Origin of the sequence: Coleofasciculus sp. G1-WW12-02, assembly GCF_040219735.1 — a bacterium.
Lineage (GTDB): Bacteria > Cyanobacteriota > Cyanobacteriia > Cyanobacteriales > Coleofasciculaceae > Coleofasciculus.
Genome location: NZ_JAVJRX010000197.1, coordinates 25,633 through 38,728, shown reverse-complemented (window position 1 = coordinate 38,728; position 13,096 = coordinate 25,633). Strand labels below are relative to the sequence as shown.

Sequence of the window (13,096 nt, the reverse complement as noted above, 5' to 3'; positions counted from 1 at the left end):
GTGGGGCGTCCGGTTTTGTGGGGATTAGCCGTGGCGGGAGAAGCTGGCGTGCAGCATGTCTTAGAATTGTTGCGGGATGAGTTGGATGTAGCAATGGCGTTGAGTGGTTGTGCCAAAGTCGAGGATATTGATCAGAGTTTACTCAAGTTAGGTTTTAAGGGGACAGATTAAAATTGCTCCCCTTCCCTGGTAGGGAAGGGGTTGGGGTTTAGGTTGGTAAAAGTCTTAAGCCAACTTATCGAACTGTATTTCGCTTATCAACGATAACGACATCTGGATCACCATCGCCTTCTATGTCATGAGCTTCAACAACTTCTCGCTCATTTACCCTTGGCTGCTTAACCGTTGACACAGGCTTTTGTTCTACATACTCTTCTTTCACCTCAACCTCTTCTCGACGCTCATGTTCAACTGGCTCAGGCGCCTCAAAGATTTCTAACTCTTCCGCATGGCGATCGCGCATAATTGACGCCGCACGTTCAACTCTGTCGTCACTTCCGCTGAACATCAACAAATAGTCGCCGGCTTTGATGCGCTCATTATACACCTTGGCTCTTTCTTCCGGAATACCCAGACCAATCAAAGCGCCAACAATACCGCCTGTTGCTGCGCCAATTCCGGCTCCAGCTAACGTTGAGCCTAACGCCCCTATCTCGGCTCCGGCGGCGAGGATAGGACCAACACCTGGAATCGCCAGTAAACCGACGCCAATCAAGAAGCCACCAACACCACCGAGAAGAGTACCGGTAGTCGCGCCTATACCTGCTCCTTCTTTGGCTTCATTCCCGTGTTTTTCGGTAATTTCCTTAGCGCCTTCTACGTCGTCGATATTCCGCGCTAGGAGAGAAACTCTCTCCATATCAAAATTCCCATCCTTGAGCGCCTGGATCGTATTTTGAAGATTTTCGCGCTTGGGGAAAATACCAACAACACGTTTGTATTCACGGCTTTCGGGGACAAACTTTTCTTTTTCTAGCATTACTGCTCCTTTGAATAAATTAAACAACGTTAGGCTTGACTTAGCCCTTTTTCTTTGTTGTGACTAAAGCACTTTGAACGAAGACAAAAGCATAAAATTAATGTCACACTTCATCATTCAGAACAAAACTTTTATTTATTATCGACAGCAGAAGGGAAAATATCTTCGGCTACGATAACGGGTCTGTCTACATATCTCGACCCAAACTCCTCAATCTTCTGCGCGTCCCAACCGAGGTCAGAATCCTGCAATAGCTTCGGGTCAAACTTACGCGCTACACCCGTCACGACGACTCGTTCGCCTTCTTGAACAACGCTATCTTCAGCTTTAAGATTGCGATTGATACCGATAACTAAAACGCCGATATCATCTACCCAACCATCTTCAAATAGAGAGATTGCACTGGGAGAGTAAATATCTCTAACATCACCCTCGACAGCAATAACTTTGTCGAAATAGCCCGTGGGCGCTTCCGCTAAGTCTTCAGTAGTCGGAGCCAGGGCGAGGGATTCAGCGATAATAACAGGTTGAGCTTCATACTCGGCATATTCGTCACCTAACTCTACACCGTATTCGGTCTCGATATCGGCAATTACCAATTGCGCGACTTCACCCGTTACTTGAATCGGAATCTCTTGATCCTCTGGCAGATCGAAGGGAGCTTCTGTAACATTAAGGATCAGAATAGGTTCGCTGCCCAACTCCTCCGCCTGTACGACATAGCCAAGGTCACCCACTTTTTGTTCGACTTTGTTTCTAATCGTGACCTCTTTGCCGATGATGTCTTCGGTATTTTCAGCAACATCTTCGGTGGTAACGTTGGTTTTTCCTTCCTGAATTTCCTCGTTATCAGTAGTGCAGCCAGGAAGGAGCAAAGCGGCTAGAGCAAATGCCATCACTCCTAAGTAAGTACCTATTCGTTTAGTCCATAAGGGGACGGAGTCTCCTTGATTCAACATGATTATTCCTATCTATAGAACAAAAGTTGCTGCTTATCTTGATCGCAGCAAACTAAGCTATCTAACTCGTTGATGGTTTAGATAGAGGTTGGAAATTATTTGCTATGTACTAAACCATAGTCGCCCTAAATAGTCGTTGTGGAATCTATCAGGAGAGTGACTTGCTCCCTCTAACTAATTGCAGATTTTTTCAGAAGGGTGAGCGGTTAGGCTTTCTCAGCCTAGACGCCAGGGGAGATTGAGCGGGTGATGAATCTGCCATAATGGTTCAAATGCAAACACTCAACGCCCTAGCTTTAACCCTCATTGTAGGCATCACACTAACGGTTTCACCCTTTGCCCAACCCGTTCAGGCACAACCCTGGCGTCCTGTGCGTGGTAGTATCCTCTTTGGGATTAGTGGCATGGCATTCTTAGAACAGCAACAGGGTTCCACCTCGTTTCTAATCGTTCATGACAATAAAGGAGTAGGGGAAGGGCGTCTGGCGATGATCACGCTTACCGACGAACAAGCCCCTGAATATTTTCCGCTCAACTGGTCAAACCAACCCTTACCTATAGATTTAGAAGCACTCACGGCTGTTCCTGGACAATCGGAACCAACATTCATGGCGTTAACCAGTTCGGGAACAGTCTATCATTTTCGGCTCAGCGCCAATCATCAGGATGTATCTTTTTTAAACATATTTAATTTGCCAAATTTGCCTGAAGGGACTAACTTAGAAGGGTTTGCTTTGCAACAAATTAATGATAAGCTGCTCGCGGTTTGGGCGCATCGGGGTAACACTGAAGAACCTGGAGTCCTGTACTGGGGATTTTTGGACTTGAAAAATGATGAGATTACGCCTCAAGGTTCAGCTCGTTTAACTGTACCGTTTCCAGTGAGTAATGTTCGCCATATTTCTGATGTAAAGGTTGATTCGGCTGGCATTGTTTACATCACCTCGGCTTCAGATAATGGTGACGATGGACCCTTCCAATCCGCCGTTTACGTAGCAGGTGTTTTGAGTCTACAGGATAACCGCATCGTATTTCAGCAAAACCAGACACTGGTTCCTATTTATCGCTTAAATTATCATAAAGTAGAAGCGATTGAACTCGTACCTGGTACAGCCGGAGGCATAATTTTAGGCACAGATGATGAAAATATGGGTTCATCAGTTTGGGGCTTTGACAGAATGTTTTAGTCCCTAATGGTAAATGCCCTTTGCCTTGTGTCTTGGAGCTTTTTTGTACTAGCTATTCGGCTCAATTTTTTTAAACAGTCTCAAAATTACTAAAATAAATAAGGCAGAAATTAAACTTAAAACCCATAACCCACACCCCGCCGCAACTCCCAAAGCTGATGACACCCAAATCGCCGCCGCCGTAGTTAGTCCCCGAATTCTATATCCTTGTCGCTGCGGCTGAGATTCTTGTACGATTACTCCTGCACCTAAAAATCCTACGCCACCGATAATGCCTTGAATCACGCGAGGAAGAGCATCTGCACTTTGTTCAGCCACACCAATTAATATGGGTATCAGGGTAAAGAAAGCAGAACCAAAGCTGACTAGAATATGAGTTCTCAACCCAGCAGGTTTATCTTTGATTTCCCGTTCAAAGCCGATAATTCCTCCCACCAATAAGGCAATCCCGAGTCGGAGTCCTATCCCTAACCAATCGTTTGGCGAAAGTAAGTAGATGTTTGACAATGGTTTGGAACATATAGTAGGTTTGGTTCACTTAAGAAAACTCAATCTGAATTCAAACGCTTGGTAATCTGGTTCATCAGTCCAGTCAGTAGCGCACCTGCCATTAAAATACCGATCGCAGGAGTAAAGACAGGATTCCACAGGCTATACCACAAGTCTAATCCTAGGGAAACACCAACCCCTCGCCCGATGAGTGCGATCGCGAACCAGAAGAAGCTAAATAAAACTAGGAAAAAATCAGCGACTAATAACTGATTGATCCAATAAATAAGTTTATCTTTCATAATTAATAGGGATGTTATCTTCACAGAATAGGACATGAATGGCGCAGCGTAAATGCTTGCTCGACAATCAAGGTCTTGTACCTTATACTATCGCCTGGGAACAACAGCGATCGCTCCTGTCACAACGGGTTAACGATCCCACCCTTGATGATGTTCTCTTATTAATGGAACATCCGCCTGTCTATACTTTAGGTCAAGGTGCTTCTTTAGACTTCCTCAAGTTCAACCCAAAAGAAGTCAACTGGGAAGTTTACCGTATAGAACGGGGAGGTGAAGTCACTTACCATTGTCCCGGTCAGCTCGTGGGCTATCCCATTCTCAATTTACGCTATTATCAGCAAGATTTACACTGGTATCTGCGACAGTTAGAAGCCGTCTTAATTGAGGTTTTAGCGGTTTATGGACTTAAAGGCGATCGCGAAACGGGGATGACAGGGGTTTGGCTAGAGGGATGCAAGGTTGCAGCTATTGGCATTAAAGTCAGTCGTTGGATTACTATGCACGGCTTTTCCCTAAATGTTTGCCCAGACTTAAGCGGGTTTAAGCACATTGTCCCTTGTGGAATAGCCGATAAACCCGTTGGTAGTCTTGCCCAGTTCATTCCTGATATTACCGTAGACCAAGTCCGCCCAGTGGTCATTGCCAAGTTTGCCGAGGTTTTCTATGTCAGTTATCGCGACTCATACAGGTTGAACCTAGTTTAGTTCAGTTTTTCCGAGCAGCGAATCGCTAAAAACTTATTCAGATCCGCATAAGTTCCCGCATAGGTAGTGGTTGGCGTATCATACCCTTTCAGGCTAACAATATGTTGTTTAAAGCCCAGCTCGTTGTATCCTAACTCTTCGAGATACTTATAGGTATCTTCTCCCAAAGCAATATCCAGACCAATTTGTTTCGTCGCCGACTCCAGACGAAACGCCGCATTAACTGTATCGCCAATGGCGGTATAATCAGGGCGATCGCCACTACCTGTATTTCCCACCATCGCATAACCTGTATTCACTCCCGTACCAATGCGGAGCGGGAAGGGTAGGGGGTATTGACTCGAAAGCGACGCCGTCATGCTGTGCAAATCGCTAACCGCTTGCAACACGTTCAAGGCTTCGTCTTTACTCATCCCTTTATGTCCATGAAACCAAATTGCCATCACCGCATCGCCAATGTATTTATCCACCCAACTCCCTGATTTGCGGATAATATTTCCCGATTGGCGAAACCAGGTGCCAATCACGGCGGAGAGAATTTTTTCATCCAGTTGGCGAGTCAGAACCGTAAAGTCGCGGATATCCACCACCATCACCGACATCAGGCGGCGCACATGTAACGTAGAGGTTAGGGTTTCACTACTCGGAGGTTGGCTATAGTCGCGATCTCGGGTATCGGATGGCGAGTGAAATTCCAGTTCAGTCTGACCAAACATCAGCCGATCACCATTTCGTAATGTCACCGGAATACTCACTCGGCGTCCATTGACGAAGGAACCATTGCGACTCCCTAAATCAATCAGATAGAAATCACCGGTTTCAGTACACTGTAACATCGCGTGATTTCGGGAAATCCAGCGATCTGAGAGGACAAAATTGTTATCATCTCCGCGACCAACCGTCCAGCAGTTACTACCCACCAGGGGGAGGTAGCGGTTACCAGTCTCAGTCGGTAGAAGTAAATAGGGAGTGGATCGTAGAGTCACCACAGGCACAGAAGCAACGACGGGTTAAAAAATAAACAGGAACTTAAATCTATATCCTAGTAGATGCATTCTGAAGCCAAACGAGTGATTCCGGAAACTTCACTGCCCACATTCTCAAATGTCAATAATTGTTTACTGTAGACATGCATTAGGAGTTATTGAAGTGTAGCTGCTAGCCAAAATAGGCTATCTACCCAAATTGTACTCAATACCGCCCCGCTAAATGCCCACCACGGCAATTGTCCTCTCGTCAATGCCCCACATCCTACTAGTCCTAGTGTACATCCTAAAACCGCCGCCCAGCTAATTCCCCAAGGGGTTTGCACTTGTGCGATCGCCTCTTGCAAGATGGGTGTGATTAACGCTGGATCAACGTCCATGATCTGACGCCAGTATGGAATCAGATCGGTTAAATAAAAATATACATCAGTTAGAACTGTCCCGAACAGAGAACCCAGGTAAAATAAATTACCCACGACTCCTTTCCCCCGCCATAACCCCCAAAGGGCAAAGGGTAGACCAATTGCTTCGATGGGCAAATGTAGCAGGGGTTCACTCCGCAGCCAGCCCCAATAGATTGAACCCGCTAGCCAACACCAACTAAAACCAAGTACCAAATCTCCCCACACTTGCATCCCAGGACGCGCCATCAGCTTAACCCCCAGCCATACCCACCCTACGGTTAACACTACACTTAACCAGGGCAGTTGCCGGACTAATGGCGCTTGGACAAACACAGGTACAGATACCAGAAATGATGCAGCAGCAAACAGCCACCAGCCTTGACCTCTGGCTTTTGAGGCTATACCTAGGCAACTGAGGACGCGACCGATTGAGCCAGACAGCCAAACCTCTCCGGATGGGTGGGAGTAGTTGGAGGAGGTATCAGAAAACACACTATTGCGAAACACGATTTCTTTAATTTTCTTTACTTATGTTTACAGTTCTCAATATATCATGAGCAATATCCCCCCTAGGGGGATATGACCTATTATAGTGTACTGCTAGCACCGCACAAAGTTTGCGATCGCGATTAAGCTATGCCAAAATGCCGATTAATGCTAGTGACTGGTGATTAGTGATTGGGGATTGGGAATTTTACAGACATACATGATCAAATTGCAGTGGCGGTGGTTCAAATTTTTAAGTATTAGCCTCCTGAGCGCCTTACTCATCATTCAGTTGAAGAGTTTCGGCACCACCTTACCGACAGACGTAGCCGTACCCACCACCCCATCCACCTCCGAGATGAACATTTCTCAAGCATTGGTACTGGGAATCGTGCAGGGGTTAACGGAGTTTATCCCGATTAGCAGTACGGCGCATTTAAAAGTGATACCCGTGGTATTCGGGTGGGGTGATCCGGGGGTGGCATTTACGGCGATTATTCAACTAGGGAGTATTGCTGCGGTGCTGTGGTATTTTTGGTCAGACTTATGGCAAATTTCCACAGGTACGATTAAAGCGATTCAGAGGAGGGATTACCAAGCCAACGATTTTCGTATGGCGGTGGGTATTGGCTTGGGGACTTTACCCATTGTCTTCTGTGGCTTGTTAATTAAGATATTTATTCCCGATTTTGATAATTCTCCCCTACGGAGTACCGTCGCGATCGCTTGTGCTTCAATTTTTATGGGGCTGCTGTTGGGCGTTGCCGAAAAGATGGGTAGGAAAGAGCGCAATTTCGATAAGTTGGGGATGCAGGATGGCGTCTTGATGGGATTTGCTCAAGCCTTGGCGCTGATTCCTGGGGTGTCGCGATCGGGTTCAACGATTACAGCGGGCTTGTTTATGGGATTGGAGAGAGGAACAGCCGCCCGATTTTCCTTTTTGCTGGGTATCCCAGCGATTACTCTAGCGGGGTTAGTTGAGTTAAAGGATTTATTAGAATCCGGAGTTGGCGAGGGGGGATTCATTCCCCTCACCGTGGGAGTGATATCATCAGCCGTATTTTCTTATGCCGCGATCGCGTGGTTGATTCGTTACCTACAAACCTCAAACACTTGGATTTTTGTCTGGTATCGCGTCGCCTTTGGTTTGGCAATTTTGGGTGCGGTTATCGCCGGGGTATTGCCAAATAGTTAGCCTTGTGGTATTGGAAAAAATATTAGTAATGAAATATGTGCCAGGGGCAGGTTTAGTCAAGCTGTTCATTAACCTCTGGTAGTGAGTTGTCTTCTTCATTCGTGCGCTGAGAAAATCCCCAAAGGAAGATCAGGGCAATACCAGTAATCATTAGCCATTCTGGCGGCACTAATTCTGGATTAATCGCCCTAGCCAAAAGTCGCAATCCGACTAGACCAACCGTAATGTAACCTGCATCCTCCAGATTGGCATACTCCTGTAGCCAGCGGATGAATAATCCTGCCATAAACCGCAGGGTAATCACACCAATGGTGCCACCAACCAGAACCAGCCAGATTTGGTCAGAAATCGCGATCGCGGTGGTAACGCTATCTAAGGAAAAGGCTAGATCAGTAATGGCGATTAGGGGAATAACTTGCCAAAGGGACGTAAATCTCGGTCCATGATGGTGATGTTGTTCGTCTTCCTCTGAGGTAAAATGCTCGAAGACTAACCAGAGCAAATAAGCAGCACCGAGGAGTTCAAATTGCCAAAACTTGACCACCCACGTTGCCGTCAGAATCAGACTAATCCGCAGAACGTAAGCTACCCCTAAGCCAAAGTTCAGCGCCTGTCGCTGGATTTTTTTGTCTTCTAAACCTTGAGCGATTGTTGCCAGCGCGATCGCGTTATCGGCTGAGAGCACTGCTTCGAGAGCGATCAGAATCAGCAGGACTAAGGGGGCTTCTATTCCTAGATTGAACGGTAAGTTAAAAACTTGATCCAGCATTAATGAAATGAATAATGATTTCGAGTATGGACGAGGGCGTAAGCTGCTCTTGCTCGGCAACTGTGACCCTTCTGTTAACTAATCTTAACGTGTTGACCGAAATTTCTGCCGAAAACGGAGCAATAGCCAGTAGACTAAAGGTCATATTGATGTCTAATTAGGAGATTGTAAACCATGTCCCTTTCAGATACCCAAGTTTTCGTCGCTCTCGTCGTAGCGCTCATTCCCGGTATCTTAGCCTTCCGTTTAGCGACGGAACTCTATAAGTAGTTCTCATTCTTAATCGAACCGGGAATTGGGACATATAAGGGGTGCGACGTCAACCCTTGTCTTGTAGATTAGATACGCGGTTTGAGTCGCCCCCCTGATATTCCGGATAATTGCAGTAAAATGCTGTAGTTTATCTGTCTGTACACACCTACAGATGCTCCCGGCAGTTGGTAGCACTGTAACTGAATGGTTAGTGCTAGTGTATCGGGTACAGGAAACCCTTAAAGCGATTTAAGGAATCCCCATCCTCGCGTTAGCAGGTTGGGGAGGATGTCAATTACGAAAGTACCGATCGTGATGATAACGGGAGTCTTCAGCAAGTTTTTTTTGAGATGAATGCAATCCCAACCTCTCGACCAACTCGGCAACCTCTACCAACCCGCCGCAGGGTTACTCGCCAAGAACGTCGTCCTCGGCGGCATTCCTACTCCGTCGTTGCTGGTGAAATTACAGCTAAGTTAGTGGTAAATGTAATTCTTTGTAGTGCCGCGATCGCTGGATTGGCGCAACTGTTGCCCTATCATTTTTCCCAAAGAGCGAAGTTACAAGAAGTACGCGCTGAAGTGAAACGCACCCAAAGCCGTGTCAATAAACTCCGCAGTGACTTCGGCGAAGCCTTTGATCCGGCACAAGCTAGACAAGTTATGCAAGATCAAAGTTATCGGGTTGATCCAAATCAGCGTCAGGTCGTCTGGGAAGATCGACGTCGTATGCCCGATAACTAAATAACGATCAAGTTTCCTGGGATAGTACACAAAGGATAATTCAAGTTTAAGCGGTTAACGGATCGAGCAACTCGCTCATCCAGGTTTCAACTTTCCGGCGTAGACGACCTGAGGTTCCTGATACAGGGAGTTGAGAGAGAGCGCGTTGATAGTCAGCGATAGCGCAGTTCCAATCTCCCCGCAGATGATAGGTACGACCTCGTTCGGCATAGATGTGGTTTTGTAGGCATCCCAAAATTAAAGCCAAGTCGAGGTTTTCTATGGCGAGGTCATAAAGCCCCAATTCCCGAAAGGTGATGGCTTGGTTAACCCAAGTGCGAACATTACGCGGATTGAGATCCAATGCTTTTTCATAATCCGCCAGGGCTTTAGCTAATTGTCCCATGGCAGCATAGTAATTGCCGCGATTATTGTAAGCACTGTCCAATTCAGGATTGAGTTGTAAGGCTCGGTTGTAATCGTCTAAGGCTTTTTGACGCTGACCCATTTGGAAGTAAATCAAGCCCCGATTGTTATAGTCAATGGCATGGGTAGGATGATGTCTAATTGCCTGACTCAAAAGCGCGATCGCACTACTGTACTCTCCCTGTTTGGCTTTGCGTTGTGCGCCGGTGCGTAGACTTTTAATCGAAAGGTGGTCTGGGGTTCGAGGTGTCAGTTTAATCGGGGGTAAAGGCTGGGGTTTTCGGCGGGACATGGGAATCCATTGTCTATTCTCTTCATCGCCTTTGATAAATACATGAGTGTTCATAATCGTCCTCCAACAACACCTGCGGTCTATCTACAATCAACCTTAAGTCTGGCTGCACCCCGCGAGTTGGTGTCGGTGTGTCACTTCCTGAGGCGTCTTTACTCCTCTTCATAATCACCAGCCAACCCAACTGATTGATGTTCTATGAGAAATCTACAGCACAGCTTAGCTGCTTTCCTGAAATCTTAGTGAATGAAGCTGAGTCATTCCCTCTATCCTGAGTGTTGTTCACTCCGCTAGCTGTGTGAACCTACAAAAATTGTCACAATCGGACACAAATTCATATAGCTGGCGATCGCACTGAAATCTTTATTGCCATCTGGCGATGCTCTGTCTCCCAACCTTACTGGGCTAACGGTAACGCGCCAGAAATCTGCAATGTTTCTTTACATTCCCCGGCAAGTGATTGTCTAGTCTAACCCATCTATCAAGGATGTCCAGTCTAGAAGGTGGTAAAATGCAACCAAAGTAACTGATTGGTTTGGGTTGGGATATCATTAAGGACACTCAAAATATGGCAACGGCAACAGCATTACAGGATGCTCCTGACGTTAGTGCGGATAATTATTTAGTGGTAGGCTTAGCCACCTGCTTCTTGAAACAAGAGGGTGAAGTTGAGGAGGTAAAAATCCTGGAACCGATTCCTTCAGCGGCTCTGGAGGCAATTCTCAAAGGAATTCCAACGTCTTATTCCATGGCGCGTGGCACTACACTGGGCGAGGTTATCAGTGGTGACACCCCAGAAAAACCGCCTGAATTTCCCGTCGAGGCTCATTTTTGCGATGATTTTATCGTCCGCGCGATCGCAGCCGCTCGCACGTACAAAACTCGTCCGGAGGCACAATCCCACATTCCTCCTGGTACAATGCGCGATGATTTCAATTACTCCATCGAACGCAAGCGGGTGCTGAATCAGATACGAGTTGTGCGTAAGGAAGACGACGTTAAACAGCACGAATACACTCACAAAGTTCTTTAACCCAAACGACGATGCTAAAACTTTATGGTGGCTCCCGCAGTCGGGCGTCAATTGTCCAGTGGTATTTAGAAGAACTGGGCGTTCCCTACGACTATGTGCTGTTGGATATGCAAGCCGGGGAACATCGCCAGCCGGATTATCTGGCGATTAATCCCATGGGTAAAGTCCCAGCTATTGTGGATGGGGATTTCCCACTTTGGGAGTCGGGGGCAATTTTGCTCTACCTGGCTCAAAAATATGGCAACCTGAACGGATTGGAAGAGCAAGCAACCATAGCTCAATGGATTTTGTTTGCAAATGCGACCCTTGGTCCGGGAATTTTTGTGGAGGCGAGTCGAGAGCGGGAAATGCCGAAATTGTTTCCCCCGCTTGAGCAACGTTTACAAAATCAACCGTTCTTGTTGGGAGATCAGTTTAGCGTGGCTGATGTGGCGGTGGGAGCGTATTTGAGTTATATCCCGATTATGTTACAGCTTGACCTGAGCGAGTACCCAGCTATCTCAGACTATATCAAGCGCCTTGGTGAGCGATCGGCATTTAAGAAAACGATTGGTGGACGCAGCTAAGAAGATAAAGCATCCTTCTTAATCGGGCGGTGCAAGATCTGAGACACTAAGGAACGGACGCGCTCACATCCGCAACGGATGAGAGAAACATCCTGTGTTTCGGAGTCTAGGGGCGACCCGTCCCTTGCACCAATTAACAACCGTATTCACCCAATTTGATCGGGTCGCCCTCTACTCAACCCCTTGTGTCAGAAAGTGTTTCTTCTTCGTTTAACGGAAACCTACAGCCGCTTGCCAAACAAACGCTAGCAGCAAGAAAAAGACAGGGATGACCGGGAGAACGTCTACGATAGGGTCAAAGATAGAATAAGCTTCAGGCAATTTCGCCAACAGCATGGCTGCTTCCATAGTTAAGTCTTCCTTTCTAAGCGAATTTTCAGAATTGAAATGGATCTTAACATGAACTGGGTTACAACTGAGCTAGCTTCAGGGGGTAGGTTGGGTCTAGGGAAGAGACCCAACCCTAACCCAACCTACAAATCTAAACCTGAGCTGTTGCCAATTCAGCTTCAGCCGCAACTGGATAAATGCTCACTTTCTTGCCAGATTTACCCTTTCTCTCAAACGTCACCGTACCATCAATTAGGGCAAATAGAGTATCATCTTTGCCGCGACCGACATTGGTACCGGGGTGAAATTTAGTGCCACGCTGACGCACCAAAATGTTACCAGCTTTGACAACTTGACCGCCAAAGCGTTTAACCCCTAGCCGTTTGGCATTAGAGTCACGACCGTTACGGGTACTACCTGTACCTTTCTTATGAGCCATAGTCTCCTCTTATTTTAATCGTGTGAGTGGATTCCTATTCTTATTCTGAAGCAGTTTCAGATGTTGCTTCAGGTGCTGACTCCTCCGCCTCAGTTGCCATTACTTCTACAGGAGTCTCAGAAGTCGGTCTTTCTGGGGACTCAGTGCTAGTAGCCGCTAACACTGAACCATTCAGACTGATAGCATCAATCATCAGGCGGGTAATTTCCTGGCGATGTCCCCGCTTTTTGCGGGTTTTCTTCTTCGGCTTCATCTTGTAGACTAGGATTTTGCGATCGCGAAAATGTCGCATCACCGTGCCTTCAACTGTCGCTCCATCAACCCAAGGCTGACCGATGGTGACGTCACCATTATTCTCAACCAGCAAAACCCGTTCAATGGTGACTTTCTCCTCAGGTTCAACGGGTAGGAGTTCAATGTCGTAAAAGCGACCAGGTTCAACTCGTATTTGTTTTCCGCCTGTCTCAATAATTGCGTAACTCATGGGATTGTCCTTAAATGTAGCCGTACAGGTAGCTAGCTCGTTGGCGAGTTGAGAGTGACGTATTTAGCTGTTAGGGTCAGGATACGCAAGCG

19 protein-coding genes are annotated in these 13,096 nt (G+C 46.8%); 8 read left to right on the top strand and 11 right to left on the bottom strand.

Going from position 1 to position 13,096, the window contains the following annotated elements; all coding sequences use genetic code 11:
- Window positions 1-171 (top strand): alpha-hydroxy-acid oxidizing protein (locus RID09_RS31050; protein ID WP_446339756.1); only part of this gene is annotated, 171 nt, incomplete at its 5' end.
- A 64-nt stretch (window positions 172-235) separates the two neighbouring features.
- On the opposite strand, the gene RID09_RS31045 is transcribed toward RID09_RS31050, so the two are convergent.
- Both RID09_RS31045 and RID09_RS31040 read right to left on the bottom strand, forming a co-directional pair.
- A complete protein-coding gene (locus RID09_RS31045; protein ID WP_446339750.1) occupies window positions 236-979 on the bottom strand; it encodes a histidine kinase in 744 nt (247 codons plus the stop codon).
- A 131-nt stretch (window positions 980-1,110) separates the two neighbouring features.
- Window positions 1,111-1,938: a hypothetical protein gene (locus RID09_RS31040; RefSeq protein WP_446339749.1), complete on the bottom strand. Its 828-nt coding sequence runs from the start codon at window positions 1,936-1,938 to the stop codon at window positions 1,111-1,113.
- Between the two features lie 272 nt (window positions 1,939-2,210).
- Between RID09_RS31040 and RID09_RS31035 the strand changes: the two genes are divergently transcribed.
- Entirely contained in the window at window positions 2,211-3,125 is a 915-nt protein-coding gene (locus RID09_RS31035; RefSeq protein ID WP_446339755.1) for a hypothetical protein, read from the top strand.
- A 48-nt stretch (window positions 3,126-3,173) separates the two neighbouring features.
- Here RID09_RS31035 and RID09_RS31030 read toward each other — a convergent pair whose 3' ends face one another.
- A complete protein-coding gene (locus RID09_RS31030) occupies window positions 3,174-3,632 on the bottom strand; it encodes an MgtC/SapB family protein (RefSeq protein WP_446339748.1) in 459 nt (152 codons plus the stop codon).
- Window positions 3,633-3,673: 41 nt separating this feature from the next.
- On the bottom strand, window positions 3,674-3,916 hold the full coding sequence (locus RID09_RS31025; RefSeq protein WP_446339747.1) for a hypothetical protein: 243 nt from the start codon (window positions 3,914-3,916) through the stop codon (window positions 3,674-3,676).
- A 38-nt stretch (window positions 3,917-3,954) separates the two neighbouring features.
- Here RID09_RS31025 and lipB point away from each other — a divergent pair, with 38 nt between their 5' ends.
- Window positions 3,955-4,620 (top strand): lipoyl(octanoyl) transferase LipB, encoded by a 666-nt coding sequence (gene lipB, locus RID09_RS31020; RefSeq protein ID WP_446339746.1) that lies wholly within the window; start codon window positions 3,955-3,957, stop codon window positions 4,618-4,620.
- On the opposite strand, the gene RID09_RS31015 is transcribed toward lipB, so the two are convergent.
- Together RID09_RS31015 and RID09_RS31010 are read right to left on the bottom strand one after the other, a co-directional pair.
- On the bottom strand, window positions 4,617-5,609 hold the full coding sequence (locus RID09_RS31015; RefSeq protein WP_446339745.1) for an FHA domain-containing protein: 993 nt from the start codon (window positions 5,607-5,609) through the stop codon (window positions 4,617-4,619). The genes lipB and RID09_RS31015 overlap by 4 nt on opposite strands.
- 152 nt (window positions 5,610-5,761) lie before the next feature.
- Entirely contained in the window at window positions 5,762-6,439 is a 678-nt protein-coding gene (locus tag RID09_RS31010) for a DUF3120 domain-containing protein (protein ID WP_446339754.1), read from the bottom strand.
- A 277-nt stretch (window positions 6,440-6,716) separates the two neighbouring features.
- Between RID09_RS31010 and RID09_RS31005 the strand changes: the two genes are divergently transcribed.
- Window positions 6,717-7,691 (top strand): undecaprenyl-diphosphate phosphatase, encoded by a 975-nt coding sequence (locus tag RID09_RS31005; protein WP_446339753.1) that lies wholly within the window; start codon window positions 6,717-6,719, stop codon window positions 7,689-7,691.
- A gap of 52 nt (window positions 7,692-7,743) precedes the next feature.
- Here the strand turns inward: RID09_RS31005 and RID09_RS31000 are convergent, their stop codons facing one another.
- Window positions 7,744-8,460, bottom strand: coding sequence for a TerC family protein (locus RID09_RS31000; RefSeq protein WP_446339744.1), 717 nt, complete (start codon window positions 8,458-8,460; stop codon window positions 7,744-7,746).
- Window positions 8,461-8,634: 174 nt separating this feature from the next.
- Between RID09_RS31000 and psaM the strand changes: the two genes are divergently transcribed.
- The gene (gene psaM, locus RID09_RS30995) at window positions 8,635-8,730 is read left to right on the top strand and encodes a photosystem I reaction center subunit XII (protein WP_071777246.1); all 96 of its coding nucleotides are present in this window, start codon (window positions 8,635-8,637) and stop codon (window positions 8,728-8,730) included.
- Between the two features lie 332 nt (window positions 8,731-9,062).
- Window positions 9,063-9,455, top strand: coding sequence for a slr1601 family putative cell division protein (locus tag RID09_RS30990; RefSeq protein ID WP_446339743.1), 393 nt, complete (start codon window positions 9,063-9,065; stop codon window positions 9,453-9,455).
- A 46-nt stretch (window positions 9,456-9,501) separates the two neighbouring features.
- On the opposite strand, the gene RID09_RS30985 is transcribed toward RID09_RS30990, so the two are convergent.
- Window positions 9,502-10,206 carry a tetratricopeptide repeat protein gene (locus RID09_RS30985; RefSeq protein WP_446339742.1) on the bottom strand — a complete coding sequence of 235 codons (705 nt, stop codon included), beginning with the start codon at window positions 10,204-10,206 and terminating at the stop codon, window positions 9,502-9,504.
- Between the two features lie 514 nt (window positions 10,207-10,720).
- On the opposite strand from RID09_RS30985, the gene RID09_RS30980 reads away from it, so the two are divergent.
- The gene (locus RID09_RS30980; RefSeq protein WP_446339741.1) at window positions 10,721-11,185 is read left to right on the top strand and encodes a hypothetical protein; all 465 of its coding nucleotides are present in this window, start codon (window positions 10,721-10,723) and stop codon (window positions 11,183-11,185) included.
- Window positions 11,186-11,196: 11 nt separating this feature from the next.
- Entirely contained in the window at window positions 11,197-11,751 is a 555-nt protein-coding gene (locus RID09_RS30975; protein ID WP_446339740.1) for a glutathione S-transferase family protein, read from the top strand.
- Between the two features lie 210 nt (window positions 11,752-11,961).
- Here RID09_RS30975 and RID09_RS30970 read toward each other — a convergent pair whose 3' ends face one another.
- The 3 genes from RID09_RS30970 to rplU all read right to left on the bottom strand — a co-directional run bounded on the left by RID09_RS30970 (window position 11,962) and on the right by rplU (window position 13,004).
- On the bottom strand, window positions 11,962-12,099 hold the full coding sequence (locus RID09_RS30970) for a photosystem II reaction center protein K (protein ID WP_006103223.1): 138 nt from the start codon (window positions 12,097-12,099) through the stop codon (window positions 11,962-11,964).
- Window positions 12,100-12,232: 133 nt separating this feature from the next.
- A complete protein-coding gene (gene rpmA, locus RID09_RS30965; RefSeq protein WP_446339739.1) occupies window positions 12,233-12,520 on the bottom strand; it encodes a 50S ribosomal protein L27 in 288 nt (95 codons plus the stop codon).
- Between the two features lie 40 nt (window positions 12,521-12,560).
- Window positions 12,561-13,004, bottom strand: coding sequence for a 50S ribosomal protein L21 (gene rplU, locus RID09_RS30960; RefSeq protein ID WP_446339738.1), 444 nt, complete (start codon window positions 13,002-13,004; stop codon window positions 12,561-12,563).
- Window positions 13,005-13,096: the final 92 nt, after the last annotated feature.